General features: G+C 59.9%; 22 protein-coding genes and 1 riboswitch. Of the genes, 20 read left to right on the plus strand and 2 right to left on the minus strand.

Annotation, left to right across the window (positions count from 1 at the left end; all coding sequences use genetic code 11):
• The first annotated feature begins 40 nt into the window (after positions 1-40).
• Positions 41-135: riboswitch (TPP riboswitch) on the plus strand.
• Positions 136-188: 53 nt separating this feature from the next.
• The 20 genes from thiM to ACJ5NV_RS07295 all read left to right on the plus strand — a co-directional run bounded on the left by thiM (position 189) and on the right by ACJ5NV_RS07295 (position 24,328).
• Positions 189-977, plus strand: a complete 789-nt coding sequence (gene thiM, locus ACJ5NV_RS07200; protein ID WP_411642966.1) for a hydroxyethylthiazole kinase — start codon at positions 189-191, stop codon at positions 975-977.
• On the plus strand, positions 974-1,588 hold the full coding sequence (gene thiE / locus ACJ5NV_RS07205) for a thiamine phosphate synthase (protein WP_411642967.1): 615 nt from the start codon (positions 974-976) through the stop codon (positions 1,586-1,588). The genes thiM and thiE overlap by 4 nt, the downstream gene beginning before the upstream one ends.
• A complete protein-coding gene (gene thiD / locus ACJ5NV_RS07210) occupies positions 1,585-2,421 on the plus strand; it encodes a bifunctional hydroxymethylpyrimidine kinase/phosphomethylpyrimidine kinase (protein ID WP_411642968.1) in 837 nt (278 codons plus the stop codon). Before thiE ends, thiD begins: the two co-directional genes overlap by 4 nt.
• A 429-nt stretch (positions 2,422-2,850) precedes the next feature.
• On the plus strand, positions 2,851-3,426 hold the full coding sequence (rimP, locus tag ACJ5NV_RS07215; protein WP_411642969.1) for a ribosome maturation factor RimP: 576 nt from the start codon (positions 2,851-2,853) through the stop codon (positions 3,424-3,426).
• Positions 3,426-5,042: a transcription termination factor NusA gene (gene nusA, locus ACJ5NV_RS07220; protein WP_411642970.1), complete on the plus strand. Its 1,617-nt coding sequence runs from the start codon at positions 3,426-3,428 to the stop codon at positions 5,040-5,042. The genes rimP and nusA overlap by 1 nt, the downstream gene beginning before the upstream one ends.
• Positions 5,043-5,067: 25 nt before the next feature.
• The gene (locus ACJ5NV_RS07225; protein WP_411642971.1) at positions 5,068-5,700 is read left to right on the plus strand and encodes an RNA-binding protein; all 633 of its coding nucleotides are present in this window, start codon (positions 5,068-5,070) and stop codon (positions 5,698-5,700) included.
• Complete coding sequence (gene infB / locus ACJ5NV_RS07230; RefSeq protein WP_411642972.1) at positions 5,697-8,198, plus strand: translation initiation factor IF-2; 2,502 nt, start codon at positions 5,697-5,699, stop codon at positions 8,196-8,198. The genes ACJ5NV_RS07225 and infB overlap by 4 nt, the downstream gene beginning before the upstream one ends.
• 185 nt (positions 8,199-8,383) lie before the next feature.
• A complete protein-coding gene (locus ACJ5NV_RS07235; protein ID WP_411642973.1) occupies positions 8,384-8,968 on the plus strand; it encodes an ANTAR domain-containing response regulator in 585 nt (194 codons plus the stop codon).
• A complete protein-coding gene (locus ACJ5NV_RS07240) occupies positions 8,965-10,095 on the plus strand; it encodes a CmpA/NrtA family ABC transporter substrate-binding protein (protein WP_411642974.1) in 1,131 nt (376 codons plus the stop codon). Before ACJ5NV_RS07235 ends, ACJ5NV_RS07240 begins: the two co-directional genes overlap by 4 nt.
• A 248-nt stretch (positions 10,096-10,343) precedes the next feature.
• Positions 10,344-11,711, plus strand: coding sequence for a CmpA/NrtA family ABC transporter substrate-binding protein (locus ACJ5NV_RS07245; protein WP_411642975.1), 1,368 nt, complete (start codon positions 10,344-10,346; stop codon positions 11,709-11,711).
• Positions 11,712-11,771: 60 nt separating this feature from the next.
• A complete protein-coding gene (locus ACJ5NV_RS07250) occupies positions 11,772-12,854 on the plus strand; it encodes an ABC transporter permease (protein WP_411642976.1) in 1,083 nt (360 codons plus the stop codon).
• A gap of 5 nt (positions 12,855-12,859) precedes the next feature.
• Entirely contained in the window at positions 12,860-14,536 is a 1,677-nt protein-coding gene (locus ACJ5NV_RS07255) for an ABC transporter ATP-binding protein (RefSeq protein ID WP_411642977.1), read from the plus strand.
• A 5-nt stretch (positions 14,537-14,541) separates the two neighbouring features.
• Positions 14,542-15,495, plus strand: coding sequence for a GAF domain-containing protein (locus ACJ5NV_RS07260; RefSeq protein WP_411642978.1), 954 nt, complete (start codon positions 14,542-14,544; stop codon positions 15,493-15,495).
• A 14-nt stretch (positions 15,496-15,509) separates the two neighbouring features.
• The gene (gene nirB, locus ACJ5NV_RS07265; protein WP_411642979.1) at positions 15,510-17,951 is read left to right on the plus strand and encodes a nitrite reductase large subunit NirB; all 2,442 of its coding nucleotides are present in this window, start codon (positions 15,510-15,512) and stop codon (positions 17,949-17,951) included.
• On the plus strand, positions 17,948-18,286 hold the full coding sequence (gene nirD, locus ACJ5NV_RS07270) for a nitrite reductase small subunit NirD (RefSeq protein WP_411642980.1): 339 nt from the start codon (positions 17,948-17,950) through the stop codon (positions 18,284-18,286). Before nirB ends, nirD begins: the two co-directional genes overlap by 4 nt.
• A 98-nt stretch (positions 18,287-18,384) precedes the next feature.
• Positions 18,385-19,230 carry a formate/nitrite transporter family protein gene (locus ACJ5NV_RS07275; protein ID WP_411642981.1) on the plus strand — a complete coding sequence of 282 codons (846 nt, stop codon included), beginning with the start codon at positions 18,385-18,387 and terminating at the stop codon, positions 19,228-19,230.
• A 55-nt stretch (positions 19,231-19,285) separates the two neighbouring features.
• A complete protein-coding gene (cynS, locus tag ACJ5NV_RS07280; protein ID WP_411642982.1) occupies positions 19,286-19,735 on the plus strand; it encodes a cyanase in 450 nt (149 codons plus the stop codon).
• A 15-nt stretch (positions 19,736-19,750) separates the two neighbouring features.
• Positions 19,751-22,345, plus strand: a complete 2,595-nt coding sequence (locus tag ACJ5NV_RS07285; protein ID WP_411643130.1) for a molybdopterin-dependent oxidoreductase — start codon at positions 19,751-19,753, stop codon at positions 22,343-22,345.
• A complete protein-coding gene (locus ACJ5NV_RS07290) occupies positions 22,342-23,301 on the plus strand; it encodes a glycosyl transferase family protein (RefSeq protein WP_411642983.1) in 960 nt (319 codons plus the stop codon). Before ACJ5NV_RS07285 ends, ACJ5NV_RS07290 begins: the two co-directional genes overlap by 4 nt.
• Before the next feature lie 7 nt (positions 23,302-23,308).
• Positions 23,309-24,328, plus strand: a complete 1,020-nt coding sequence (locus ACJ5NV_RS07295) for an SAM-dependent methyltransferase (protein ID WP_411642984.1) — start codon at positions 23,309-23,311, stop codon at positions 24,326-24,328.
• A 256-nt stretch (positions 24,329-24,584) separates the two neighbouring features.
• On the opposite strand, the gene mutT is transcribed toward ACJ5NV_RS07295, so the two are convergent.
• Together mutT and argJ are read right to left on the minus strand one after the other, a co-directional pair.
• A complete protein-coding gene (gene mutT, locus ACJ5NV_RS07300) occupies positions 24,585-24,983 on the minus strand; it encodes an 8-oxo-dGTP diphosphatase MutT (protein ID WP_411642985.1) in 399 nt (132 codons plus the stop codon).
• On the minus strand, positions 24,980-26,194 hold the full coding sequence (gene argJ / locus ACJ5NV_RS07305; RefSeq protein WP_411642986.1) for a bifunctional glutamate N-acetyltransferase/amino-acid acetyltransferase ArgJ: 1,215 nt from the start codon (positions 26,192-26,194) through the stop codon (positions 24,980-24,982). The genes mutT and argJ overlap by 4 nt, the downstream gene beginning before the upstream one ends.
• Positions 26,195-26,196: the final 2 nt, after the last annotated feature.

Here is a 26,196-nt window from a genome sequence, read left to right on the forward strand (position 1 = left end):
CTTGCCGCTTGACCCCGCGCATCAGGTCAATCATCACTTGCATACGTGACAGGGGCGTCCGCATGCGCGGGCTGAGAAGCACCCTTTGAACCTGAACCGGATCATGCCGGCGGAGGAAGTCGCACTGCGCCCGATGCGGAACGCATCTGTGCGGCGCATTGCACCTCTGCCCGCAGAGGAGAGCAACGATGGAAAAACCCGGACATTATCTGACAGCCATGCGCGCCGCCGCGCCGCTGGTGCAGAATATTACCAACTATGTGTCTATGAATGTCATGGCCAATGTGATGCTCGCCGCCGGTGCATCGCCTGCAATGGCCCATGCACGCGAAGAAGCCGCCGAATTCGCCGAGATTGCACAGGCGCTGACCATCAATATTGGCACGCCGGATTCTGACTGCGGCGATGCGATGGCCGCAGCCGCGCAAGCCACCGGCAGGCTGGGCAAACCTTGGGTGTTTGATCCTGTTGCCGCCGGAGCAACAAGGTTCCGGGTCACGCTCGCTGACAAATTACTGCCGCTGAAGCCCACGATTATCCGGGGTAATGCATCAGAGATTATGGCACTTGCCGGGCAGTCCGGTGCGGGGCGTGGGGCTGATGCAGGTGACCCTGTCGCTGCCGCACAGGACGCGGCCCGCGCCTTGGCTACGCAATATGGCAGTGTCGTCGCCGTGACCGGCCCGGTCGATTTTGTGACCGATGGCACTCAAAGCTATGGCATCGCGAATGGCGAGGCGATCATGCCAAAGGTCACAGCACTGGGCTGCGCGCTGACCGGGGTGGTTGCCGCCTTCGCCGTCGATCAGCCGCCACTTGCCGCGACGGTCGCAGCATTGGCCTATTACGGGACCGCTGGCGAAATCGCCGCCGAGGTTTGTCAGGGGCCGGGCAGTTTTCAGATGCACTTTCTCGACGCGCTATATAATCTGACACCGGAACAACTTGATAGCACTGCAAAGATCACCGCAATATGACCATGGGCATCTATTTTGTGACCGATGCCGATGCAGCTGCCCCTATCCGCGATCAAGTACAAGCGGCGCTGGCGGCGGGCGTGCGCATCATCCAGCTACGGGACAAACAAAGCCGCGACGCTGAAATGACCGCATTGGCACACGAGTTGCTTCCGCTGGTCCATGCGGCAGGTGGGCGATTGATTATCAATGACCGCATTGGTGTTGCCATCGCTTGCGCTGCCGACGGGCTGCATGTGGGGCAGGGCGACGGAAATATATGCGATATCCGAACTCGGATCGGGCCTGATATGATCCTCGGGCTGTCTGTCGGAACCCGCGATCAGCTGCGGGATATGCCCGCCACGGGCGTCGATTATATCGGCGTGGGACCACTGCGGGCGACACCCACGAAACCAGACCATGATACCCCCATCGGGTTTAATGGTTTGGCGCAGATCGTCACCGCCGCGCCTTGCCCGGCCATCGCCATCGGTGGGATCGGGCTACAGGATATCCCTGAAATTCACCAAACCGGATGCAGCGGCGCTGCTGTCGTCTCTGCCATTTCACGTCAGGCCGATATGCAGCGCGCTGCCCGCGACCTTGTCACCGCATGGAGAACACAATGATCCCCAATATCCTCAGCATCGCCGGATCGGACCCATCAGGCGGGGCCGGTATTCAGGCGGATATAAAATCCATCTCGGCCAATGGCGGCTACGCGATGGCGGCTATCACCGGTTTGACTGCACAAAACACCTGCGGTGTCACACGTATCTACCCTGTCGCCCCCGATATGGTGGCCGATCAGATTGCGGCCCTGCGCAGCGATATCCGCATTGACGCGATCAAGATCGGGATGTTGGGCACGGCGGATGTGATCGCCGTTGTGGCGGATGAGCTCGCGCAGATTGACGCGCCAGTGGTGCTTGATCCGGTGATGGTCGCCAAAAGCGGGGACCGGCTGCTTCAGGCCAATGCGGTCAGCGCTTTGCGAGAACAGCTGCTCCCACTTGCGACCATCATCACGCCTAATCTGCCAGAGGCAGCCGATCTGCTGGAAACCGCAGAAGCACAAACGCTGGACGACATGGCGGCACAGGCGCAGGCGCTTCTTGCATTGGGGCCGCAGGCTGTTTTGCTGAAAGGCGGACATCTGCCCAGCGGAACCAGCCCTGACCTGATTTGTAGCAGTGAGGGAATTAATCTATTAGACGGCCCGCGCATTAATACAAAAAATACACATGGGACCGGCTGCACATTATCTGCGGCGCTAGCAACATATCTGGCAAAAGGCTTTTCCGCAAAAGACGCGGCCTGCGCGGCAAAGACATACGTCGCAAATGCAATTGCTACATCCGATAAATTGACGTTAGGTCAAGGATATGGCCCCACGCATCATTTTTTTTCGAAACCTGCCCTAAAGGACAGAATCATACCGCTAGCGTTTAACAAGCGTTAATTTTAGATTGCTAAAACTGTATGTGTTAACAAGTGAATGGGGATGTGCTTTTTCCCGGAAAGCCATACCCAAGTTAAAATGCCAAAGCAGCGTGATGTATTTGATTGCTCAATGGGTCAGTATTTCACTTCCGGCTAAGGTAGACGATGTTGTCGACGATTGTGTGTGTCATCTGTGTGAATAGTTGTTCTAGTTAATCATGTATGATGGGGCAGACTCTTGTACGTTCAGGCAACGGTAAAGAGTAAGTTTTGGTCAGGTAACGGTCGAAACAAAGGGGGCAAACCGCGATAAACGGCTTGCCCCCTTGCAGACTCAGCAGACCCTGCGTATATGAAGATCAACAGCGGCACTTTGGTTTCGACTTCCGAGGTTCCACCGGGAAAGATCAACGGGCCGCGTGCCCGTTTTTTTGTGTTTGAAAGACTCATGAACGACCTGATTGCTAAAGCGGCCATTGACCGCCGTATCGCCGAAATCGTGACCCCAGTCGTCGAAGACATGGGGTTTGAAATTGTGCGCATCCGCCTGATGAGCGGGAAGGAAACCATACTGCAAGTGATGGTGCAGCGCCCTGATGGCCAGATCGAAGTTGATGAATGCGGACAGGTGTCCACCGCGCTCAGCGCTGTGCTGGATGTCGAAGATCCGATTCTCGAAGAATATAACCTCGAAGTGTCCAGCCCCGGCATCGACCGCCCCCTGACCCGGCTCAAGGATTTTGACCAATGGGAAGGGTTCGAGGCGAAGATCGAAACCGACGAACTGATTGACGGACGTCGCCGGTTCAAAGGCCAGCTAGCCGGAACCGAAGGGGATGAGGTGCTGATCACCATCACCGAAGGGACGATCGGCCTGAAATTCGAATGGCTGTCAGATGCCAAACTGGTACTGACAGATGAACTGATCCGCGACGTTCTGCGCGGGCGCAAGGATGCGGGTCAGATTGACGAGACCCAATTTGACGAAATCGAAACGATTATTGACGGTGAGGAGAACACCTGATGGCAATTACTTCCGCAAACCAGCTGGAATTGCTGCAAACGGCCGAGGCTGTCGCCCGGGAAAAAATGATCGACCCCGGTCTGGTGGTCGAGGCGATGGAAGAATCGCTCGCCCGCGCAGCCAAGTCCCGCTACGGCGCGGAAATGGACATCCGTGTGGCGATCGACCGCAAGACCGGTCGCGCGACCTTCACCCGTGTGCGCACCGTGGTCGAGGATGAAGAGCTTGAAAACTATCAGGCTGAATTCACCGCCGAGCAGGCCAAAGAATATCTGACGGATCCCAAAGTCGGTGACCAGTTCATCGAAGAAGTCCCGCCCGTCGAGCTGGGCCGGATCGCCGCGCAATCCGCCAAACAGGTGATTCTGCAAAAAGTCCGCGAAGCAGAGCGTGACAAGCAATACGAAGAATTCAAAGACCGCGCCGGTACGATCATCAACGCGCTGGTCAAACGCGAAGAATACGGCAACGTCATCGTCGATGTGGGTGCAGGCGAAGCTGTGCTGCGTCGCAACGAAAAAATCGGTCGCGAGGCCTATCGCCCCAATGACCGGATTCGCTGCTACATCAAGGAGGTGCGCCGTGAACAGCGTGGCCCACAGATCTTCCTGTCACGGACCGCGCCAGAATTCATGGCCGAGCTGTTCAAGATGGAAGTGCCTGAAATCTATGAAGGCGTGATTGAGATTAAGGCCGTCGCTCGTGATCCGGGCTCGCGCGCGAAAATCGCCGTGATCAGCTATGACAACTCAATTGACCCCGTCGGCGCCTGCGTCGGTATGCGCGGCAGCCGGGTACAGGCCGTCGTCAACGAACTGCAGGGCGAAAAAATCGACATCATCCCCTGGAACGAAGACATGCCGACCTTCTTGGTGAACGCATTGCAGCCAGCCGAGGTCAGCAAAGTGGTTCTGGACGAAGAAGCCGGCAAAATCGAAGTCGTTGTTCCAGAAGAACAATTGTCGCTCGCCATTGGTCGCCGGGGGCAAAACGTACGTCTGGCCAGCCAGTTGACCGGGCTTGATATCGACATCATGACCGAGGAAGAAGAATCCAAGCGGCGTCAGGCTGAATTTGAACAGCGGACAAAACTGTTCATGGATACCCTTGATCTGGACGAATTCTTTGCCCAACTATTGGTATCGGAAGGGTTCACCAATCTCGAAGAGGTGGCCTATGTCGAAGTTGACGAACTTCTGGTGATCGAAGGCGTCGATACTGACACGGCCAGTGAATTGCAGGCCCGTGCCAGTGACTATCTGGAAGCCGAAGCCAAGAAAGCAATGGAAGCCGCCCGCGCGCTGGGTGTGGAAGACAGCCTTGTGAATTTTGAAGGGCTGACACCACAGATGCTCGAAGCACTGGGCAACGATGGCGTGAAAACGCTGGAAGACTTCGCCACCTGTGCAGACTGGGAACTGGCCGGCGGCTGGACCTCGGTCAATGGTGAGCGTGTGAAAGATGACGGCGTCTTGGAACCGTTCGATGTCTCGCTTGAAGAAGCACAGACAATGGTGATGACTGCACGTGTCATGCTGGGTTGGGTTGATCCTGCTGAACTTGAGGCCGCCACCGAAGAAGAAACCGACGACACCGAAGAGGAAGCGGAGGCCTGATCGCAGGTCTCCGGAGAGGCAACAGGTGGCGCGGGGCGGCCATAAGAAAGACCGGGACGATGCGGAACGTAAATGCATCGTCACCGGAGAGGTGCAGCCAAAGGTTGGGCTGATACGTTTTGTGGTCGGGCCCGATGCGCAGGTTGTACCGGATATTCTGGGCAAGCTGCCCGGGCGCGGCATGTATGTGACGGCTGACCGGGCCACGCTGGACGCAGCGAAAAAGGGGCAATTCGCCCGCGCCGCCAAACAGGCGGTCACGGTGTCGGATACCCTCGGCGAAGAGGTGGAACGCCAGTTGGCGCGGCGGGTCGTCGACCTGATCGCGCTGGCCCGCAAAGCCGGGTTGGCAGTGTGTGGGTTCGAAAAGGTAAAGGGCTGGCTCGCCGGGGGTGAGCGGGTCCGGGTCTTGCTGCAAGCCTCTGACGGATCAGAGCGTGGCAAGGCAAAATTATGGACGCCCGAAGGGGCCCGATATTTCGGTTGCTTGACGTCATCCGAATTGGGTTTGGCATTTGGACGGCAAAGTGTGATACATGGCGCGCTTGCGACTGGCGGACTCAGCAATCGTGTTGTAGAGGAAGCGTCAAAGCTGCGCGGCATACGCGATGGGAACGGCGGCAACGGGGCCTCCGGGAAGGATATAGAAGCTAAATGAGCGATAACGACGGTAAAAAAACACTCGGTCTCGGTGGTTCGCGTCCAAGCAACGTGAAGCAGAGCTTTAGCCACGGGCGGACCAAGAACGTCGTGGTGGAAACCAAGCGCAAACGCGTTGTGGTGCCCAAGCCGGGCACCGGTAAACCTGCGGCAGGCGGCAGGGGGACCCCGACAGGCGGTGACCCTTCGAAACGCCCTGCAGGGATTTCTGACGCAGAACTTGAACGCCGCATGAAGGCGCTCGCGATGGCCAAGGCCCGCGAAGCCGAAGAGCAGGCTAAACGCGAAGCCGAAGAGAAGGCCCGTGCTGCAGACCGTGAGGCGCGCCGCGCCGAAATCGAGGCAAAAGAAGCCGAAGACCGGGAGCGTGAAGAACGCGCCAAGGCCAAGGCGGCCGAAGAAGAACGCAAGCGTGAAGAGGCCGCAAAAGCCAAAGCCGCCGCCGCTGCGGCACCGGCCGCCGCTGCTGCCGCTGCTGCCGCTGCCCCCGGCGAGACAGAGGTCAGCCGCCCAACATCTGCACCGCGCAAAGTTGACCGCGAGCGGGACGACCGCGACAAAGCGACCAAAACCAAACCCGGCCGGGGTGGCGATGGCCGCCGCGCTGGGAAACTGACGCTGAATGACGCGCTGACAGGCCGCGAAGGCGGACGCCAGCGGTCCATGGCGCAGATGAAGCGCAAGCAAGACCGCGCCCGCCAAAAGGCGATGGGCACACAGGTCGAGCGTGAAAAGGTCGTGCGCGACGTTCAGCTGCCAGAGGCAATCATCGTCTCCGAATTGGCCAACCGTATGGCCGAACGTGTGGCTGACGTGGTCAAGGCGCTGATGACAAACGGCATCATGGCGACCCAAAACCAGACAATCGACGCCGACACAGCCGAGCTGATCATCGAAGATTTCGGCCACAAGGTTGTCCGCGTTTCGGATGCTGACGTCGAAGACGTGATTACTCAGGAACCGGACAAAGCCGCAGATATGGTCAATCGCCCGCCGATCATCACGATCATGGGGCACGTTGACCACGGTAAAACATCGTTGCTCGACGCGATCCGCAACGCCAAGGTTGTCGCAGGCGAAGCCGGCGGGATCACCCAGCACATCGGTGCGTATCAGGTCGCGACCGACGGCGGCACATTGCTGACCTTCCTTGATACACCGGGCCACGCTGCCTTTACCTCCATGCGGTCCCGTGGGGCGCAGGTGACGGATATCGTCGTTCTGGTTGTCGCTGCTGATGATGCGGTCATGCCGCAGACAATCGAGGCGATCAACCACGCCAAAGCCGCCAAGGTTCCGATGATTGTTGCGATCAACAAAATCGATAAGCCAGCGGCGAACCCCGACAAGGTGCGCACCGATCTTCTGCAACACGAGGTGATCGTCGAAAAGATGTCCGGCGATGTGCAGGATGTCGAAGTTTCGGCCATTACCGGCAAAGGTCTGGACAATCTGCTCGAAGCCATCGCGCTTCAGGCTGAAATTCTGGAACTGAAAGCCAACCCCGATCGCGCCGCCCAAGGTGCCGTGATCGAGGCGCAGCTTGACGTGGGCCGCGGTCCTGTGGCCACTGTGCTGATCGAAAACGGCACATTGCGTCAGGGCGATATCTTTGTTGTGGGCGAACAATACGGCAAAGTCCGTGCGCTGATCAACGACAAGGGCGACCGCGTCAAAGAAGCCGGGCCTTCGGTCCCGGTCGAGGTTCTGGGCCTGAACGGCACACCCGAAGCGGGCGATGTGCTGAACGTGGTCTCGACCGATGCGCAAGCACGCGAGATTGCAGAATACCGTGAAAAAGCTGCGAAAGAAAAACGCGCAGCGGCAGGCGCGGCCACGACGCTGGAACAGCTGATGGCCAATGCCAAGGAAAACGAAAACGTCAGCGAATTGCCCATCGTGGTCAAAGCCGACGTGCAGGGTTCTGCTGAGGCGATCGTGCAAGCGATGGAAAAAATCGGCAACGACGAAGTCCGCGTGCGCGTGTTGCACTCGGGTGTCGGCGCGATCACAGAAACCGATATCGGCCTGGCCGAAGCATCGGGCGCGCCTGTCTTCGGCTTCAACGTCCGGGCCAACACATCGGCCCGCCAGACCGCGAACCAAAAAGGCGTGGAAATTCGCTACTACTCGGTGATCTACGACCTTGTGGATGACGTGAAAAAAGCCGCCTCTGGCCTGCTCTCAGCCGAGATCAAGGAAAAGTTCATCGGCTATGCCAACATCAAAGAGGTCTTCAAGGTCTCCAATGTGGGTAAGGTCGCTGGCTGTATCGTCACCGAAGGTGTCGCCCGCCGGTCCGCCGGTGTGCGTCTGCTGCGTGACAACGTGGTGATCCACGAAGGCACGCTGAAAACGCTCAAGCGCTTCAAGGACGAAGTGCCAGAGGTCCAGTCGGGTCAGGAATGCGGCATGGCGTTCGAAAACTACGACGACATCCGCCCCGGCGATGTGATCGAAATCTTCGAACGCGAAGAGGTCGAGCGCGCGCTCTGATCTTTCCATCCCGGAACGGCTACGAAAACAAACCAGATGTGCCAAGCGCATCTGGTTTGTGCATTTTTTGGGCAAGCTGATCTTTTTTAAGCCATTTGCCGCCAAACACCCATCGCTTACCCCGTGATGCATGGGCGCGCGCCGCGACAGAAACTATGCATAGCCGTGTGCCCAAAGGAACGGACATGGCCAAACAGCTTACGATTGTCGTCGTCGAATCCCGGACCGAACGCGCACGATCCATCCGCGAATCGCTTGAAAAAATCGGTGATTATCGGGTGGTCGTCGTAGATGATAGCGCCGTGCTGTCGCGGTCCATCGCTGAAATCCGGCCCGATGTCGTCTTGCTCGACATGGAAAACCCGACCCGTGACGCGCTCGAAGAATGCGCACAAGTGACCGGCCCACTGGAACGGCCTGTTGCGATGTTCGTGGACCAAAGCGGCGAAGGCCTCGCCAAATCCGCCATTGAGGCCGGGCTCAGCGCCTATGTGGTCGATGGGCTGCGCCCTGAACGGCTGAAACCAATCATTGAGGCCGCAATTGCGCGCTTCCAGATGTTCCAGCGCGTCCGCAAGGAACTGGAAGCAACAAAACTGGCGCTCGAAGAACGCAAGATCATCGACCGCGCCAAAGGCATCCTGATGAAAGCGCGCGGTCTGACAGAAGAAGAGGCTTACGCCCTCCTGCGCAAAACCGCGATGGATCAAGGGCGCAAGGTGTTCGATGTCGCAGAAGCGCTCGTCACGGCGGCGGGTCTACTGGCATGACGCAACACCTGATGTCCGTCGGCTACATGCCGCTTGTCGATTCCGCGCCGCTGATCGTGGCGCATGAACTGGGGTTCGCTGCCGAAGAAGGGCTCACGCTTGATCTGCAAAAGGCCGCGACATGGGCTTTGCTGCGCGATCTGCTCGCGCTCGAAAAAGTGGACGCGGCGCATATGCTCGCTCCGGTTCCGATTTCGCAGGCCATGGGGCTGGGCGGTAGCGCACGGTTTGACGCGCTCGCGGTCTTGTCGCGCAACGGCACCGTAGTCGGCGCATCGCGCGAGCTTGCCGCGCGGATGCATGACAACGGGCTGTCAGCATCCACGCGCAGCGCCGCCGATATCGGCCACGCGCTTGTCGCCGCGCGACGCGGAACCATCCGCATCGGCGTCCCTTTCCCGTTCTCGATGCATGCGGAACTGCTTTATTACTGGCTGTCCTCTGTTGGGTTGCCCGCACCGCAGGGCGTCGAAATCAGAACAGTGCCGCCACGCATGATGTCCGACGCCATCGCTGCCGGTGATATCGACGTGTTCTGCGTCGGCGAACCTTGGGGCTCTCTCGCCGTCGAAAGCGGCGAGGCAGAGCTGATCCTGCCCGGCGCGTCCATCTGGGCCGCAGCCCCGGAAAAGGTGTTGGCTGTGCGCAAGGGCTGGACAGAAACAGCCCCCGAACGGTCGCGGCGCTTAATCCGGGCGGTATGGAAAGCGGGCAAATGGCTTGACCGACCTGAAAATCACATGGTCACCGCCGAAATCCTGTCGCGCCCAGGCTATCTGGATATCTCTGCCGATATTATCGACCGCGCGCTCAGCGGCGATCTGGTGACCAACCGTAGCGGCGGTCGCCTGCATAGCAGCGGCTTCATGGCCTTTCACAACAATATGGCAAGCTTTCCGTGGAAATCGCAGGCCGCTTGGATCGGGCACCAGATCGCGTCACGGGTCGGGCTGGACCGGCTCACCGCCGAACGCACCGCCAGTGATGTGTTCCGCACAGACATTTTCCGCGCTGCACTCGCGGATGAAGCGCACGCGCTGCCACCCGAAGACAGCAAAATCGAAGGTGCCGCCCACCCCGGACTGTTTTTCGATGGCCGCATTTTTGACATTCAGCAGAATGAGTGACTGAAAATGCGGCAGTTTGCGGAAAAATTGCTGCAAAGCAGCATCAAATATGCCTTGCCCATTCCCTGACACCGCGTTTCCCGGCAACCTGAAATCAGACGGCAATGGCGCTGTCGACAAGAATTCTGCCCAGAGACTGGGATTTGAGCAAAGCCGCTCGACCGAATGCGAACCTCCTCCCTCGCAGTTCTGGTCAGCGGCTTTTTTCGTGTTTCTCCACCAGAGATCAGCAAAAGGAATACATCCATATGCGACGGCTATCCGCCATTCTTACAGCAACCACGCTTCTTACCAGCCCTGCCATGGCCGAGATGCTAGAGCTTGAAAAAGACGAACTCACGTTCGGGTTCATCAAACTGACCGACATGGCCCCGCTCGCCGTGGCTTATGAACAAGGGTATTTCTTTGACGAAGGTCTGTTTGTCACGCTCGAAGCACAGGCAAACTGGAAGGTGCTGCTTGACGGAGTGATCGACGGCACGCTGGACGGCGCACATATGCTGGCCGGTCAGCCGCTCGCCGCGACAATCGGCTACGGGACAGAGGCGCATATCGTCACGCCCTTTTCCATGGACCTGAACGGCAACGGCATCACCGTATCGAACGAGGTTTGGGAAATGATGAAACCGGGCCTGACGGTGGGTGATGACGGTCTGATCGAACACCCGATCTCTGCCGCCGCCCTGCAACCAGTGATCGAAGACTTCAACGCTGCGGGCAAACCCTTCAACATGGGCATGGTCTTCCCCGTTTCGACCCATAACTATGAACTGCGCTATTGGCTGGCCGCCGGTGACATCAATCCGGGCTACTATTCACCCGAAGACGTGACCGGCCAGATCGGGGCCGATGTGTTCCTTTCTGTCACGCCACCCCCGCAAATGCCCGCAACGCTCGAAGCAGGGACGATCAATGGCTACTGCGTCGGCGAACCCTGGAACCAGCAGGCGGTGATCAAAGGCATCGGTGTGCCGGTCATCACCGACTATGAAATCTGGAAGAACAATCCGGAAAAAGTATTCGGCATCACCGCCGAATTCGCCGAAGACTACCCCAACACCACGCTGGCCGTGACCAAGGCGCTGATCCGCGCGACCATGTGGCTGGATGCAAACGACAACGCCAACCGGCAGGAAGCCGTCGAAATCCTGTCCCGCCCCGAATATGTGGGCGCAGATGCCGATGTGATCGACAATTCGATGACTGGCACCTTCGAATACGAACCGGGCGACGTGCGCGATGTGCCTGATTTCAACGTGTTCTTCCGCTACTACGCCAACTACCCCTATTATTCCGATGCGGTCTGGTACTTGACCCAGATGCGGCGCTGGGGCCAGATCCCCGATACCAAGCCAGATGGCTGGTATGATGAGGTCGCGCGCTCGGTCTACAAGCCCGATATCTACCTGCAAGCGGCACAAATGCTGGTCGACGAAGGTCTGGCAGACGCCGCAGATTTCCCATGGGACAGCGACGGCTACCGCGCAGTCACCCCGGCCGAGGATATCATCGACGGCATTCCCTTCGATGCGCGCAGCCCGAACACCTATCTCGACAGCCTGCCCATCGGTCTGCACTCCGGCCAGACGGTCGTTGGCAACGAAATCCAAGGCTAAACAAATCTTTGCGGGGCGGTGCGCCGCCCCTCCTTGCCCTGCGCCCCAGAGGACCGCCAGATGACCATAGCTGATCCCGAATTTTCCAAAAACGCCGACCGCGAAGCAAAGCGCGCTCGTCTTTTCACGCGCATCAACAAGGCGGATGCCTGGTTCAAGGTCTTGGGGTTGGCATGGGTCACTCCGATCCTCAAAGCGGCCGCCGGCGATAACCCCCGCGCGCAATTCAAAGAAATCTGGATATTGCTGGGCGTGCCAGTCATGGCGATTGCCGCCTTCATCGGGCTTTGGGCTGTGCTTGCCCCACAGGTGCAAACGTCGCTGGGCGCGATCCCCGGCCCGGCAGAGGTCTGGTCCAGCGCTATCGATCTACACGAAGACGCTATGGAAAAAGCCGCCAAAGAGGCGGAGTTTTACGACCGCGTCGACCAACGCAACCAGCGCATGATCGAAGCCGGGCGGCCAGAAGACGTGCGCAGCATCGCCTACACCGGCGCGCCCTCTTATTACGACCAGATCTGGACCTCGATCCTGACGGTGTTCTTCGGGTTTCTGATCGCCTCCGCCGTGGCAATCCCGCTGGGGATCATCGCCGGGCTGTCGCCCATCGCGAACGCGGCGATCAATCCGATTGTGCAGATCTTCAAGCCGGTCTCACCGCTGGCATGGCTGCCGATTGTCACCATGATCATCTCTGCTCTGGTCCCGAGCAACGATGGTTTTCTGGCCAAATCCTTTCTGGTCTCGGCGATCACCGTGACGCTCTGTTCGCTCTGGCCGACACTGATCAACACCGCACTTGGAGTGGCTTCCATCGACAAGGACCTCGTGTCAGTCTCGAAGGTGCTAAAAATGGGGATCTGGAAAAAGATCACAAAACTGGTGCTGCCTTCGGCGCTGCCGCTGATCTTTACGGGGCTGCGGTTGTCGCTTGGCGTGGGCTGGATGGTGCTGATCGCGGCCGAGATGCTGGCCCAGAACCCCGGCCTTGGTAAATTCGTCTGGGATGAATTCCAGAACGGGTCCTCTCAGTCACTGGCGCGGATCATGGTGGCGGTCTTCACCATCGGGATCATCGGCTTCCTGCTCGACCGGGTCATGTTCACCATCCAGTCGTTTTTCACATTCTCAGCCAACCGGTGAACGATATGAGCATCCTCAGCTTCAAAAATGTCAGCAAAGGCTTTGGCCAAGGCACCAGACGGACCGAGGTACTGCAAGATATCTCGCTGGACGTCGCACAGGGAGAATTCATTGCAATTCTTGGCTTTTCCGGCACGGGCAAATCGACCCTGATGAACCTGATCGCCGGGCTGGAAATGCCCGATAGCGGCACGGTGACATTCAAGAACACGCCAATCACTGGCCCCGGCCCGGAACGGGGGCTGATCTTTCAAAGCTACTCTCTGATGCCGTGGCTGACGGTCAAAGGTAACATCCTCGTCGCCATCGACGCGGTGTTCCCAAAGCTGTCCAACGCCGAAAAACAGGCCAAGGCGGACGAATATATTGCCATGGTCGGGCTCAGCCACGCCGCAGCACGGCGCCCCGCTGAACTGTCGGGCGGGATGCGACAGCGTGTCTCGGTTGCTCGCGCGCTTGCCATGTCGCCCGAAATGCTGCTGCTGGATGAACCGCTGTCCGCGCTTGATGCGCTCACCCGAGCCAATCTCGCCGACGAAATTCTGCAAATCTGGGAACAGGACAAGAAAACCTGCATTCTCATCACCAATGACGTGGATGAAGCAATCCTGCTCGCCGACCGGATCATCCCGCTGAACCCGGACGGCACGCTGGGCGATCCAGTGGCCGTCAGCATCCCACGGCCACGCGACCGGATCGCGATGAACAACGACCCGGCATTCAAAACACTGCGGGCCGCAGTAACTGCGTATCTGATGGATGTGGGCATTGACGCAAAAGCCGACGAAACGCGCAACCTGCCCAATGTCACCCCGATCCACGCGGTGCCGCGTGCGGTGACACAAGCGCAGGAAGGGCTGATCGACAATCGCTATTTGAAATTCGAAAATATCCACAAGATTTACCCCACCCCCAAAGGGCCGCTCACAGTGGTCGAGGATTTCAGTCTCAGCGTTGACCGGGGCGAATTTGTCTCGCTCATCGGGCATTCGGGCTGCGGTAAATCCACGGTGTTGACCATGGCGGCAGGGCTGAACGCGATCTCCAAAGGGGTCATCAAACTCGACGGCTACGACGTGCAGGGCGCGGACCCTGAACGCGCCGTGGTGTTCCAATCACCCAACCTTTTCCCTTGGCTTTCGGCCATGGAAAACGTCGCCATCGGGGTGGGCAAAGTCTACCCGCGCGCCAGCCGGGCGGAACGGCAGGATGTGGTCGAATATTATCTTGAACGGGTCGGGCTGGCCGATGCGATGAACCGGCCTGCCCATTCCATGTCAAACGGGATGAAACAACGTGTCGGCATCGCCCGCGCCTTTGCACTTTCGCCGAAATTGCTCTTGCTGGATGAACCCTTTGGGATGCTCGACAGCCTGACCAGATGGGAACTGCAAGAGGTCCTGATGGAGGTCTGGTCCCGCACCAAGGTCACCGCCATCTGCGTCACCCATGACGTGGACGAGGCGATCCTGCTGGCCGACCGCGTGGTGATGATGACCAACGGCCCGCAGGCCACCATCGGCAAGATTGTCGATGTGGACCTGCCGCGCCCGCGCACCCGCAAAGCGCTGCTCGAACACCCTGATTACTACCGCTACCGGCAGCATGTTCTGGATTTCCTCGAAGAATACGAACACGGGGCCAAGCCGAAATCGAAACCCATAGAAATCGCGGCGGAGTAATCGATATGGACACTGCAACCGCAACAATAACAGATCCATTCATTCAGGTGGCAGAGGTCTGGGTGCCCGAAGCGGACCGTCTGGTCATGGCCGCAGGCGATTACAACGGGCTCTCCGCCTTTGAAGAGGCCTCGCGCCGCACCAGCTTTGGCAAAGGCGAAGGCCTGCCGGGCAAAGCATGGTCCGAAACCCGGCCCGTCGTGCTGAACGAATTTGACGGGTCCTATTTCAAGCGCACCGAAGCAGCCAAAGCCGCCGGGCTGACCGCCGCCGTGGCGATACCCGTGTTCGAAGGGGAAACGCTCAAGGCGGTTCTGGTCGTGCTCTGCGGTGACGACGCCACCCGCGTCGGCGCGATCGAGGTCTGGTCAACAGATGGCGACGACATGCTGATGCTGAACGAAGGCTATTATGGCGCAGCCAAGGAATTCGAATTCGTATCGAAACACACGCATTTCCCACGGGGGCAGGGGCTGCCGGGCGGGGTCTGGGCGGCACGCGCGCCGATCCTGATGCGTGATCTGGGCTCTGGCTATAAGTTCGTGCGCGCCTCTGCTGCGGGTAAGGCTGGGTTGACCACCGGCATCGGGATCGACGTGCCAGTGCCGGGAACGAAACCCTATATCCTCACGCTGTTGTCCGCCTTGGGCACGCCCATCGCCCGCCGGTTCGAAATTTGGGACGCCCGCAAGGCGCGCATGGGCCAAAGCGGTCAGGCCGTGTTGGTCGATGGCATCTGCGAACGCGAGGGCCCGCTGTGGCGGGACGACGGGGACGGCGTCACAGATGAAAGCCCCACCGTCAGCCCGTGGAAAGGGCCTGTCGGTCAGGTCTTGGGATCAGGCCTGCCCGTTGTGGTGCGCGGCAAGGCGGGTCTGCCCGCCGAATACGACGCCTTTGTCGGCCTTCCCATTCATCGCGACGGGGCACTGTCCCATATCGTCGCTTGGCATATCTGAAAGGAGCGGACGCTTTGCCCCGGAAACTGATCATCATCGGCGCGGGAATGGCTTCGGGCCGCGCCTTGGAAAAACTGCTCGCAGCGCAACCCGACGATTGGGATGTCACGCTGTTCAACGCCGAACCACGCGGCAACTATAACCGCATCATGCTGTCGCCTGTGCTGTCTGGCGAAAAAACCTTTGCCGAAATCGTGACCCATACAGATGAATGGTACGCCGAACAGGGGGTGACCTGCCGCTTCGGTGAAAAAGTCGCGGGTATCGACAGGGTGGCGAAAACGATCACGGCGGAAAACGGTGATGTGCTGCCCTATGACAAACTGGTGATCGCGACAGGGTCCAACCCCTTTATCATCCCGCTACCGGGGCATGATCTGGACGGGGTCATCGCGTACCGCGATCTCGAAGATACCAACAGGATGGTCGCGCTCAGCGAAAAGCCGGACGCACGCGCCGTCGTAATCGGCGGTGGGCTCTTGGGGTTAGAGGCCGCAGCCGGGCTGAAACTGCGCGGGATCGACGTGACCGTGGTACACATCATGGGGCACCTGATGGAACGGCAGCTGGACCCGGCGGCAGGCTATCTGCTGCGCAAAGCGCTGACCGACCGGGGCATCAAGGTGATGTGCAGCGCCAATTCCAAAGAAATCACCGGCAAAGACGGTAAGGTCACGGCATTGCAACTCGATGACGGGACCGAACTGCCCTGCGATCTGCTGGTTATGGCCGTGGGCATCCGACCCAATACAAAACTGGGCGCAGATGCGGGGCTGGCTGTCGGCAAAGGCATCCATGTGGATGACCAGATGGTCACCTCTGACCCCGATATTCTGTCCGTTGGGGAATGCGTCGAACATGACGGCGCGATTTTTGGTCTGGTCGCCCCGCTTTATGATCAGGCGGCAGTACTGGCGAATACGCTCATGGGGGAACCCGACGCTTTTGTGCAAAAAGAAGTCTCCACCAAGCTCAAGGTCACAGGCTGCGATCTGTTCAGCGCAGGTGATTTTGCCGAAGGGGACGATCGGGATGACATCGTCTTTCGGGATCCGGCGCGGGGCGTCTACAAGCGATTGATCTTGCAGGATAACCGGCTCATCGGGGCGGTGATGTACGGCGATACCAGCGATGGGGCGTGGTTCTTTAACCACATCAAGGACGGCACCGATGTGTCGGACATGCGCGATACGCTGATCTTTGGACCTGCATTCCAGGGGGGCGCCTCCGCGGACCCGTTGGCCGCCGTTGCAGCCTTACCGGCTGACGCCGAAATCTGTGGCTGCAACGGCGTTTGCAAAGGAACAATTGTCACCGCGATCAATGGTGGGGCAACCACGCTAGACGCGGTGCGGGGCGCGACCAAAGCGTCAGGGTCCTGCGGCACCTGCACCGGGTTGGTGGAACAGGTGCTCGCCAGCACACTCGGCGATGATTTCGTACTGCCGACCGCGCAACCGGTCTGCAAATGCACCGATCACACCCATGAAGACGTGCGCCGACTGATCAAGGCGCGCGGGCTGAAATCCATGCCTGCGGTGTTTCAGGAACTGGCCTGGAAAACCGTTGACGGCTGCCATGTCTGCCGGCCCGCGCTGAACTACTACCTGCTGGCCGATTGGCCGCTGGACTACCAAGACGACCCGCAATCGCGCTTCATCAACGAACGCAAACACGCCAATATCCAAAAAGACGGCACATTCAGCGTCGTGCCACGGATGTGGGGGGGCATGACCAATGCCACCGAATTGCGGGCGATCGCGGATGTGGTGGATAAATTCAACATCCCCACCGTGCATGTGACCGGCGGGCAGCGGATCGACTTGCTGGGGGTCAAAGGTGAAGACTTACCCGCCGTCTGGGCCGATCTGAACAACGCAGGCATGGTGTCCGGGCACGCCTATTCCAAAGGGCTGCGCACGGTCAAAACCTGCGTCGGGCGGGACCATTGCCGCTTTGGCACGCAGGACAGCACCGGGCTTGGCATCCAGCTGGAAAAGGCGCTTTGGGGATCGTGGACACCGCATAAGGTCAAGCTGGCCGTCTCCGGCTGCCCGCGCAACTGCGCCGAGGCAACCTGCAAGGATATCGGCGTCGTCTGCGTCGATTCCGGCTATGAAATCGGGGTCGGTGGCGCGGCAGGCATGGATGTGAAAGAAACCGAACCGCTGCTCAAGCTCAGCACAGAAGGCGAGGTGCTGGAATACGTGCAAGCCATCATGCAGCTTTACCGTGAAAACGCCAAATACCTCGACCGGATCTACAAATGGATCAGCAAGGTCGGGCTGGACTGGGTGCGCGATGAGATCAGCGATGACACGACCCGCAAGGCACTGGTCGCACGGTTCGCCCTGTCGCAATCGGTCTACCAGAAAGACCCTTGGGCCGAACATGTCGCAAAAGAACAACCGCGCTATGCACCGCTCGCAACCCTGACATTGGAGGCCGCAGAATGACAGATTGGCGTGACATCGGCGCACTCGACGACATCCCACGGCAAGGGGCGCGGGTGGTCAAGACAACAGCAGGCTGCGTGGCCGTGTTCCGCAGTCTGGATGATCAGGTTTTCGCACTCGAAGACCGCTGCCCGCACAAAGGCGGCCCGCTTAGCGAAGGGATCGTGCATGGGCACAAGGTCACCTGCCCGCTGCATAACTGGGTGTTTGATATGAACAATGGCAGCGCCCAAGGGGCCGATAGCGGTCAGGTGCGCACCTATCCTTTGAAAATCACAGAGGGGCGGATCCTGCTCGCCCCGATGACGGACGGTGCGCCATTGGCGGCCGAGTGACCTGTAGCGATTGCGCGCGGCAATGGCGTCGCACACGTACCCGTATCGGGCAACGGGGCCTGACATCGACAGACCATCCATCCTGAAGGAAACGCATCATGTCCTACCTGACACCCGCCGAATTCGCCACAAAGATGGTCGATGCCGGTGCCTCTAAAATCCACATGTCCACCAAGGACACGCTGATCCGCTCTTATATGGCAGGCGCGATCCTTGCGCTCGCGGCGGCATTCGCCATCACCGTGGCCGTCAACACCGGAAACTTCCTGATCGGGGCGCTGCTTTTCCCGGTTGGTTTTTGCATGCTCTACCTGCTGGGCTTTGACCTTCTGACGGGCGTGTTCACGCTGTGCCCGCTGGCCGTCGTTGCCAAACGACCGGGCTGCACATGGAAAGGCGTCTTTCGCAACTGGGGGCTCGTCTTTTGCGGCAACTTCGCGGGGGCCATGACCACAGCGGTCTTTATGGCGATCATTTTCACCATGGGCTTTACACAGGCACCCAACGCCGTGGGCCAGCAAATCGGGGTCATCGGCGAAGGGCGCACAGTCGGCTATGCCGAAGCCGGTTTCGGCGGCCTGCTGACGCTCTTTGTGCGGGCGGTCATGTGCAACTGGATGGTGTCGACCGGGGTGGTCGCCGCGATGATGTCAAATTCCGTCTCAGGCAAGATCATGGCCATGTGGATGCCAATCCTTGTGTTCTTCTATCTTGGGTTTGAACATTCGATTGTGAACATGTTCCTCTTCCCTTCGGGCATCATGCTGGGCGGTGAATTCACTTGGGCTGATTACTTCCTCTTCAACGAAATCCCCACTGTGATTGGCAATCTGGTCGGCGGGCTGACCTTTGTCGGCGCGATGATCTACGCCACCCATTACGAAGGGGCAAAAGGCGAAGCCATCAACCCCTACACTGATAGCAAGGCTCTTCCGGCAGAGTGACAGCAGACCGCCGGGCGGGGCCTTCTGCCCGGCAATCAACATGAAGGATACGATAATGACCGCCATGACCCGCGAAGATGTGACCGCCCAGATCCTGACCGCCAAACGGCAGGCCGGACTGACATGGGAAGGCATCGCCGAAACCATCGGCATGTCCCCGGTCTGGACCCATTCCGCCGCCATGGGGATGAACGCTATGCCCGCCGACAAGGCAACCGCGCTTGTCACAGCGCTGGGGCTGCCGCAAGAGGCAGCACTGCTGCTGCAAGAAAGCCCGACCAAGGTCTGGGAACAGACCATCCCCACCGATCCCTGCATTTATCGGTTTTATGAAATCGTGGGCGTCTACGGCCCCACGCTCAAGGCGCTGATTCACGAAAAATTCGGTGACGGGATCATGTCCGCGATTGATTTCGACATGAATGTCACCCGTGTCGAAAACCCTAAGGGTGACCGGGTAAAGGTCGAAATGTCCGGCAAATACCTCGCCTATAACGCGTGGTAGGAAAACATGCCGCCGATGATCAGCAACGCCGCTCCGATCCGCACCACCTGCTGCTATTGCGGCGTGGGGTGCGGCGTGCTGGCCCGGCCTGACGGGCAGGGCGGCGTTGCAATCACGGGTGACCCCGATCACCCGGCCAACTTCGGGCGGCTCTGCTCCAAAGGCTCAGCCTTGGGCGAAACGGTCGGGCTTGATGGGCGACTGCTCACCCCGCAGATCGGGGGCAAAGACACCGATTGGGACAATGCGTTGTCACTGGTCGCCAACCGCTTTAGCCAAACCATCGCCGGACACGGGCCCGACAGCGTCGCCTTCTACGTTTCCGGGCAACTGCTGACAGAGGATTACTACCTCGCCAACAAGCTGATGAAAGGCTTCATCGGCAGCGCCAATATCGACACCAACTCGCGGCTTTGCATGGCCTCCACCGTGGCCGGGCAGCGGCGGGCCTTTGGGACCGACACAGTGCCGGGAAATTATACCGATTTGGAACAGGCAGATCTGGTTGTGCTCGTCGGGTCCAACCTCGCATGGTGCCACCCTGTCCTGTTCCAACGGCTCTCTGCGGCCAAAGCGGCCAACCCGCACATGAAAGTCGTTAATATCGACCCGCGCCGCACTGCCACCTCTGATCTGGCCGACCTGCATCTGGGCATCGCGCCGGGATCAGACGTGGCGCTTTTCAACCGGTTGCTGGTGGAAATCGACCAGCAGGGCAAAACCGACCGCACCTATCTGGACGCCCATGTCAGCGGTTTTGCCGCAGCACTAAAGGCCGCACAATCCGACAGTACCGCAGCGCTGGATATCACACATGAAGACCTGCAAGCCTTCCTCGACCTCTGGGTTAGCACCGAAAAGGTGGTCACCGTCTTCAGCCAAGGCGTGAACCAATCCTCTGCCGGCGCGGATAAGGTCAACGCGATCATCAACTGCCACCTCGCCACCGGGCGGATCGGGCGGCCCGGCATGGGGCCATTTTCGGTCACCGGCCAACCCAACGCCATGGGCGGGCGAGAGGTGGGGGGACTAGCCAATATGCTCGCCTGCCACCTCGATATCGAAAACCCTGCCCATCGGGCCGCTGTGGGCGAATTCTGGGATGCGCCGACCATGCCCGAACAGGCGGGGCTGAAAGCCGTCGATATGTTCAACGCCGTCGCCGACAAGCGGATCAAGGCGATCTGGATCATGTGCACCAACCCGGTCGCATCCTTGCCGCAGGCCAATCAGGTGCGTGCGGCACTGGAAGACTGCGATTTTGTGGTGGTCTCCGACATGTTCGGCACAACCGACACCGCAAAAACCGCCGATGTTCTGCTGCCCGCGACAGGCTGGGGCGAAAAAGACGGCACCGTCACCAATTCCGACCGAACCATCAGCCGCCAGCGCACCTTCCTGCCGCCCGCCGGTCAGTCACGGCACGACTGGGACATCATCGCAGACGTAGGACGTCGCATGGGGTGGCAGCAGGCCTTCGACTATACCAGCCCGGATGAAATCTACCGTGAACATGTGGCGCTCTCTGGCGTCGCTGCAAAATTCGGGCGGGATTTCGACCTCTCGGATTTCCCCACCGATTTCGACAGCCTGACGCCGCGCCGCTGGGGGGGCGACAGGTTCTTTGGCAATGGCGGGTTCTACCATCCGGACGGCAAGGCACGCATGTTACCCCTCAGCCACCGGCCCCCGGTCAGCCAGCCCAGCGCCGCCTATCCGTTTCGGCTGAACACAGGGCGGGTGCGGGACCACTGGCACACAATGACCCGCTCCGGACGCAGTCCGCGGCTGTCGCAGCACCTCGCCGAGCCCTTCGTGGAAATTCACCCCGATACGGCAGAAGACCTCGGCATCAAACCCGCCCATCTGGTCCGGCTCACAGCACCGGACGGCACCTGCATCCTGCGCGCACTCATCACCACCCGGGTCCGGCGGCAAGAGCTGTTCGCCCCAATCCACTGGACCGCAGAATTCGCACCCTCCGGGCGGATCGACACATTGGTGCAGGCAGTCACCGACCCGGTGTCAGGACAACCCGAAAGCAAAGCCTCCACCGTACAAGCCGCACCCTATACGGCGGGGTTTTACGCCTACGCCGTCTCGGCCCGCGATGTGGTGCCCGACACGGCGTACTGGGCCAAGGCGCGGGTGGGCAATGGCTGGCGGATGGAACTGGCGGGCGATACGCCCCGCGATTGGGATACATTCGCCAGGACACTCTTCGGCAGCGGGGATGTCGTTAGCGTGACCGACCCAAAACGGGGCGTCGCTCGCGTGGCGATCATCCGCGACGGCAAACTGCAAGGCGCATTGTTCGCCGGGCCAGAACCCGTTGCCGTCTCACGCGATCATCTGGGCGCGCTGCTGGGGCAAAACCCCGAAAATGTGCTGGCAGGTCGGCCCGTTGCAGACCGGCCTGACCCCGGCCCGGTGGTCTGCTCTTGCTTCTCGGTCGGGGTCAACACCATCCTGCAAGCCATCGCCTGCGACGGGTTGATGAGCGTCGAAGACATCGGCATAGCTCTTTCTGCAGGCACCAATTGCGGCTCTTGCAAACCGGAACTCGCCGCACTGCTGGCACGTTCCTCTGTGAAGGAGGCCGCCGAATGAAAACCGCCCTCGCCCCATATGTGCGCATCCTTGGACGCGGTGCCAATCTCAGCCGATCACTGACCGGGGACGAAGCCCAAGACGCGATGGAAATCACCCTGCGCGGTGACGCCGCGCCAGAGGCGACAGGCGCAATGCTCATGCTCATGCGCATGAAAGGCGAAACCGCCGATGAAATCGCAGGCTTTGTGCGGGCGGCCCGCGCGACAGCGGCGGCCCAAGGGCATGTCGCGCTCGACTGGCCCAGCTACGCCGCCGGGCGCACACGAGGGCTGCCTTGGTTCCTGCTTTCGGCCAAACTGGTGGCCATGGCGGGCTACCCGGTGCTGCTGCATGGCTGGAATAGCCACCAAAACCCCACCGCATCAGTGCGCAACGCGCTGCCCGTGCTGAACATCCCCATTCTGGACAGCGCAGATTTTAGCGAACTGCCCGGCGGTATCGGCTACCTGCCGCTGGAAACCCTCTCACCCGCGCTTTTTGATCTGCTGCGGCTGCGGGATGCGCTGGGCGTGCGGTCCTGTATAAACACAGTGCTGAGGGTGCTGAACCCCACGGGCGCGCCCGCCACTGTGCAGGGCGTGTTCCACCCGCCTTACCGGGAATTGCAGATGGATGCAGGCCAAATCCTTGGACAGCAATCCATGACCGTGCTCAAGGGCGGCGGCGGCGAATTCGAACGGCACCCAGGCAAGGATCTCGCCCTGTTTGGCCTGCGCGACGGGCAAGCGTGGGACGATACCGCGCCCGCGCTTAGCGCGCAGCATGTGCGACTTGCCGAAGGCAGCGAAACCAGTGACCCCGGCGCGCTCGCGGCACTTTGGTCTGGGCAGTTGCACGATGATTTCGCGCGCGCTGTGGTGTTGGGCACTGCCGATCTGGCGCTGCAAACGCTCGGCGCAGATATCACAGCCGCCGCGCTTTGGGACGAACGACAACAGCGCAAGACCGCATGAGGGCGCAATGAAATCCTTTCCCATGTTCATCAAAATGTCCGGACGGCGCGTGGTCATTATCGGCGGCGGCGAACAGGCTGCACAAAAGGCGCGGTTAATGCTCAAGACAGAGGCATCAATCATCATCGCCGCCCCAGCGCTGGATGATGAACTTGGCGCGCTGGTCGCAACAGGGCGGGCGACCCACCACACCGGGGCGATCACGCCGACATTATTCCAGGACAGCGCGCTGGTACTGGTTGGTAGCGGTTGCCCCGCGATCGACCGCTGCGCGCATGATCTGGCCAAGCGCGCAGGGGCCGTGGTCAATGTGGTCGACCAACCCGTGCTTTGCGATGTGACGACCCCTTCTATTGTTGACCGCGACCCAGTGGTGATCGCCATCGGCACCGAAGGGACCGCGCCAGTTCTGGCGCGCGCGCTCAAAACCGAAATCGAACAAATGCTCGACCCGCGTTTGGGGTCTTTCGCAGCACTGGCCGGACGGCTGCGCGATGTGGTCGCCCATAAAATCGCGCGGGAAGACCGGCGCGCATTCTGGCGCTGGGTCTTCAAAGACGCACCCTGGCTGGCCTTCAAACGCGGGGCAGAGCGTGAGGCAGCCGCGCTGATCAAATCCGCGCTCGACACAGGCACGCAAGATTGCGGCGCAATAATTAGCCTCGTCGGCGCGGGACCGGGTGACCGGGACCTGCTGACATTGCGCGCCGTTGAACGGCTGCAAGAGGCTGATGTGATCTTTTACGACCACGACGTTAACCCAGACACGCTCGAACTCGCACGACGTGACGCAGAAAGGATCTGTCTGGGGGCAGGTGCCAACCCCGCACCGTTCTCGCTTGACCGGCTTTTGATCGCGCAGGCCCGGCAAGGCCGCCGCGTGGTTCACCTCTCCGCCCCCGACCCGCGCCTCTGCCAAAGCGCCAAGACCACATTGGCCGCGGCACATGCAGCAGATGTCGCAACCGAAGTGATCCCCGGCATCGCAGCCGCCCCCTCACGGGAATTACTTCACAAAACCGGCTAGGCCCGGATGCCACGCCGTCCCGGACCCGATCCGGGACCTCTGCCAAATCTTAACACCGCATTCACATATGCACCGGTCGCTGGCTTAACAGGGGGCAACGCGTGCAAAAGGTCCGACGTAAGTCCGACGGGTTTCCGATACAAAATAGACCCTGCAAAACCGGCGAAAAACGGCAGATTAACCAATGATTCGTGCGCCTACACCATCAGCGCGAAAACCACCCCTCAGGCAACACCACCGCGCGTTGCGCCGGGGCTCACAACCAATCGCGCAGGATCGGGATCAGCGGGATATCGGCAGGGGGCATCGGATAATCGCGCAGCTCATTGGCGCGCACCCATTTCAGACGCTGCCCCTCTTGCGCTTGAGGCGTGCCCTCCCATTTGCGGCAGGCAAATAGCGGCATCAGCAGGTGGAAATTATCATAGGAATGGCTGGCAAATGTCAGCGGGGCCAGACAGGACGCCCAGGTATCAATACCTAGCTCTTCCTGTAATTCCCGGATCAAGGCCACCTCAGGCGTTTCGCCCGGCTCCACCTTGCCACCGGGAAATTCCCATAACCCGGCCAATGACTTACCTTCCGGGCGCTGGGCCAACAGCACACGCCCATCCGGGTCAATCAGCGCCACAGCAGAGACAAGAACCGTCTTCACGACCGGTAATCCGCGTTGATCTGAATATAGCGATGGGTCAGATCACATGTCCAAACCGTGGCCGTTCCCGCGCCCAAACCCATCCCGACTTTGATCAGCAGTTCAGCGTTTTTCATATAAGCCGCCCCGGCTTCTTCCGTATAGGACGGCGAGCGCCAGCCTTCTTCCGCGACCAGAATATCGCCAAATCGGATGTTCAGCAGATCACGGTCAGCTTTGGCGCCGGATTTACCCACCGCCATCACGATGCGCCCCCAGTTCGGGTCCTCACCCGCAATGGCCGTTTTCACCAGTGGAGAGTTCGCAATCGCCATCGCCACACGCCGGGCATCAGCATCATTTGCGGCGCTATCCACCTGAATTTCAACAAATTTCGTGGCACCTTCACCATCGCGAACCACCTGATGCGCAAGGTCGAGCATGACCCCATGCAAGGCATCCGCAAAGGCATCACTGCCAGTCACATCCACACCAGATGCCCCCGTCGCCGCCATCAGCAACGTGTCAGAGGTCGAAGTATCGCTATCCACCGTAATGCAGTTAAAGGTGCGGTTGTTGAGCCGTGAAACCAAGGCCTGCAAATCGCTCTGTGCGATTTTCGCATCCGTGAAAACATAGACCAGCATCGTCGCCATATCAGGGGCGATCATGCCGGAACCCTTTGCAATTCCAGCGATTTTTACTGGCTTGCCATCAATCTCAACCGTCGCCGTAGCACCTTTGGGAAAGGTATCCGTGGTCATAATCGCACGGGCTGCACCTTCAATCGCACCGGCTGTCAGACCGGCGGTTAGTTCATCCAGCTTTGCTGTGATGCGCTCATGCGGCAGCGGCTCGCCGATAACACCGGTGGACGAGGTGAACACGCGCTGCGGATCAACGCCCATCACCTGTGCCACACCGGCGCAGATCGCCGCGACGCTGCCGTCGCCATACTTGCCGGTAAAAGCGTTCGAATTGCCCGAATTCACAATGATCGCGGCGGGGCCACTGGCCGCGCCCCCCATTTTTGCCTGACAATCCAACACGTTGGCCGACCGGGTCGCCGATGTGGTGAACACACCGGCGATTGCCGTGCCCGCATCCAGCGCAGCCAGCATCACATCCTGACGGCCAGCATAACGCACGCCAGCCGCCACAGATGCAAAGTGTACACCATCAATCACCGGCAGCGCCGGAAAGAAAGCGGGGGCAAGGGGCGAAACCGTCATGG

Origin of the sequence: Loktanella agnita, assembly GCF_046640325.1 — a bacterium.
Lineage (GTDB): Bacteria > Pseudomonadota > Alphaproteobacteria > Rhodobacterales > Rhodobacteraceae > Yoonia > Yoonia agnita.

Excerpts from the sequence above, each read along its gene's own strand:
- thiM (WP_411642966.1), top strand. The coding sequence starts at position 189 with ATGGAAAAACCCGGACATTATCTGACAGCCATGCGCGCCGCCGCGCCG.
- thiE (WP_411642967.1), top strand. The coding sequence starts at position 974 with ATGACCATGGGCATCTATTTTGTGACCGATGCCGATGCAGCTGCCCCT.
- thiD (WP_411642968.1), top strand. The coding sequence starts at position 1,585 with ATGATCCCCAATATCCTCAGCATCGCCGGATCGGACCCATCAGGCGGG.
- rimP (WP_411642969.1), top strand. The coding sequence starts at position 2,851 with ATGAACGACCTGATTGCTAAAGCGGCCATTGACCGCCGTATCGCCGAA.
- nusA (WP_411642970.1), top strand. The coding sequence starts at position 3,426 with ATGGCAATTACTTCCGCAAACCAGCTGGAATTGCTGCAAACGGCCGAG.
- infB (WP_411642972.1), top strand. The coding sequence starts at position 5,697 with ATGAGCGATAACGACGGTAAAAAAACACTCGGTCTCGGTGGTTCGCGT.
- ACJ5NV_RS07235 (WP_411642973.1), top strand. The coding sequence starts at position 8,384 with ATGGCCAAACAGCTTACGATTGTCGTCGTCGAATCCCGGACCGAACGC.
- ACJ5NV_RS07240 (WP_411642974.1), top strand. The coding sequence starts at position 8,965 with ATGACGCAACACCTGATGTCCGTCGGCTACATGCCGCTTGTCGATTCC.
- ACJ5NV_RS07245 (WP_411642975.1), top strand. The coding sequence starts at position 10,344 with ATGCGACGGCTATCCGCCATTCTTACAGCAACCACGCTTCTTACCAGC.
- ACJ5NV_RS07250 (WP_411642976.1), top strand. The coding sequence starts at position 11,772 with ATGACCATAGCTGATCCCGAATTTTCCAAAAACGCCGACCGCGAAGCA.
- ACJ5NV_RS07255 (WP_411642977.1), top strand. The coding sequence starts at position 12,860 with ATGAGCATCCTCAGCTTCAAAAATGTCAGCAAAGGCTTTGGCCAAGGC.
- ACJ5NV_RS07260 (WP_411642978.1), top strand. The coding sequence starts at position 14,542 with ATGGACACTGCAACCGCAACAATAACAGATCCATTCATTCAGGTGGCA.
- nirD (WP_411642980.1), top strand. The coding sequence starts at position 17,948 with ATGACAGATTGGCGTGACATCGGCGCACTCGACGACATCCCACGGCAA.
- ACJ5NV_RS07275 (WP_411642981.1), top strand. The coding sequence starts at position 18,385 with ATGTCCTACCTGACACCCGCCGAATTCGCCACAAAGATGGTCGATGCC.
- cynS (WP_411642982.1), top strand. The coding sequence starts at position 19,286 with ATGACCGCCATGACCCGCGAAGATGTGACCGCCCAGATCCTGACCGCC.
- ACJ5NV_RS07285 (WP_411643130.1), top strand. The coding sequence starts at position 19,751 with ATGATCAGCAACGCCGCTCCGATCCGCACCACCTGCTGCTATTGCGGC.
- ACJ5NV_RS07290 (WP_411642983.1), top strand. The coding sequence starts at position 22,342 with ATGAAAACCGCCCTCGCCCCATATGTGCGCATCCTTGGACGCGGTGCC.
- ACJ5NV_RS07295 (WP_411642984.1), top strand. The coding sequence starts at position 23,309 with ATGAAATCCTTTCCCATGTTCATCAAAATGTCCGGACGGCGCGTGGTC.
- argJ (WP_411642986.1), bottom strand. The coding sequence starts at position 26,194 with ATGACGGTTTCGCCCCTTGCCCCCGCTTTCTTTCCGGCGCTGCCGGTG.